Source organism: Gluconobacter sp. Gdi (assembly GCF_014132155.1).
Classification (GTDB): Bacteria; Pseudomonadota; Alphaproteobacteria; order Acetobacterales; family Acetobacteraceae; genus Gluconobacter.
Genome location: NZ_BLJQ01000099.1, coordinates 1 through 244, shown reverse-complemented (window position 1 = coordinate 244; position 244 = coordinate 1). Strand labels below are relative to the sequence as shown.

Annotated in this window: 1 protein-coding gene; it reads left to right on the top strand. The window is 58.6% G+C overall.

The genetic code is table 11. The annotated features are described in order from the left end of the window. On the top strand, positions 1-244 hold a 244-nt coding region (locus tag JN414_RS16655; protein WP_202208901.1), incomplete at both ends, for a hypothetical protein.

Here is a 244-nt window from a genome sequence, read left to right as displayed (position 1 = left end):
CACGATTGCGGCCAAACGCTCCAGTGTGGATGATGTTCTCTCTACGCCTGACAGCTCTTTTTCAGGACAGTATCAGGCGGCGACGCAGGCCATCACCGGCACAGAAAAGGCTTTGCAGAATCTGCAGGACCTTCACAAGGCTGGGACAGCCACGGGGGCTGATTACGATGCGCAGCTTCAGGGCCTGACGCAAAGGCTGGCAACGCAACGTGCGGCACTTCTCAACCTGCGGGATCCGATGCAG